This window comes from Streptomyces sp. NPDC001480 (assembly GCF_042894725.1).
GTDB lineage: Bacteria > Actinomycetota > Actinomycetes > Streptomycetales > Streptomycetaceae > Streptomyces.
The window spans coordinates 1-1,349 of the sequence record NZ_JBIAVX010000068.1 but is presented as its reverse complement, the minus strand read 5'-3'; the positions used below and the strand labels follow the sequence as shown (position 1 = coordinate 1,349).

The 1,349-nt window shown below is 68.5% G+C and carries 1 protein-coding gene; it reads right to left on the bottom strand.

Features of this window, described 5'->3' with window-relative positions:
* Window positions 1–39: 39 nt before the first annotated feature.
* A protein-coding gene (locus ACFY01_RS46730; RefSeq protein WP_390741879.1) for an IS3 family transposase occupies window positions 40–1,277 on the bottom strand; the annotation gives its coding sequence in 2 pieces (ribosomal slippage) (window positions 40–947 and window positions 947–1,277; 1,239 coding nt in all).
* Window positions 1,278–1,349: the final 72 nt, after the last annotated feature.

Here is a 1,349-nt window from a genome sequence, read left to right as displayed (position 1 = left end):
GTGGGCCTTCCCCCGTGATGGTGGGCACGCGGTTATTGATCACGCGGCGAGCGTGAGTTTAGCGGTGTGGTGTCGGCGTTCGTATTCGTTGGGGCTGAGGTGGCCGTTGGCGGAGTGCCGTCGGCGGGTGTTGTAGCGGGTCAGCCAGGCGAATACGGTCCGTCTGCAGGTGTCGGCGTCGCCGTAGTCGCGGGCGCCTTGGAGGGTCTCGCGTTTCAGCGACGCGTGGAAGCTTTCGCAGGCTGCGTTGTCGGCGCTGGTGCCGACCGCGCCCATCGAACGGGTGACCCCGAGCTGGTCGCAGAGGCCGGCGAAGGCCCGCGACCCGTACTGGGCTCCATGATCGGAGTGGAACACCGCCCCGTCCAGGCCGCCGCGGGTCGAGGCCGCCATCCGCAGTGCGTCGGTGACCAGGCCGGTGCGCATGTGGTCGGCGATGGACCAGCCGACGACTTTGCGGCTGAAGCAGTCCAGCACCGTCGCGAGATAGAGGAACTCGCCGTTCGCGAGGGGCAGGTAAGTGATGTCGCCCATGTACTTGCGGCCCGGTTCGGCGGCGGTGAAGTCCCGCTGGAAGAGGTCCGGGACCTGGGAGGCGGCCGGGTCCGGGACGGTGGTGCGAACCCGTCTGCGCAGGCGGATGCCGGTGATGGAGAACGTCCGCATGATCCGGGCGACCCGCTTCTCGTTGACCCGACGCCCTTTCTCACGGAGTTCGGCGGTCACGCGCGGGGAGCCGTAGGCGCCGCCGGACTCGCCGTGGACCGTGCGGATCTCCTCGGCCAGGACCTGGTCCCTGCGCTGCCGGGCGGCCCGTGCCTCGGCGCCGGCGAGCCACTTGTAGTAGCTGGACCGGTTCACGTCCAGGACGTGGCAGAGCCGCTTCACCTCGTAGGTGTCCCGGTGGTCGTCGACGAACTGGAAGCGGCTCCTCACCAGTTCGTCTCTCCGGCGAAATACTTGGCCGCCTTGCGGAGTATGTCGCGTTCGGTCGCCAGTTTGCGTTCACTCGCCTCGAGCTCCGCCACCCTCGCCTCCAGCTGCCGGATCCGCTCGTCCGAAGCCTCGGACGGCGCCGGTGTCCCCGGTGGGACGGCCGGCATCGCAGCCGTGGCGGTGACACCGCGGCATTCACGGTCCCGCAGCACCCACTCGCGCAGGGTGGCGCGGTTGATGCCCAGGTCGGCGGCGATGCTCTTGTATGTCGCCCCGGGTGTGGACTCGTACAGGGCCACGGCATCGGCCTTGAACTCGTCCGAGTAGTCCTTCATCGCCATCGGCGGTTGTCTCGCTTCCTCCGGATCAAGCAGATCCAGTATCAGCGTGTCCACCACTCAGGGGGAGGCTCC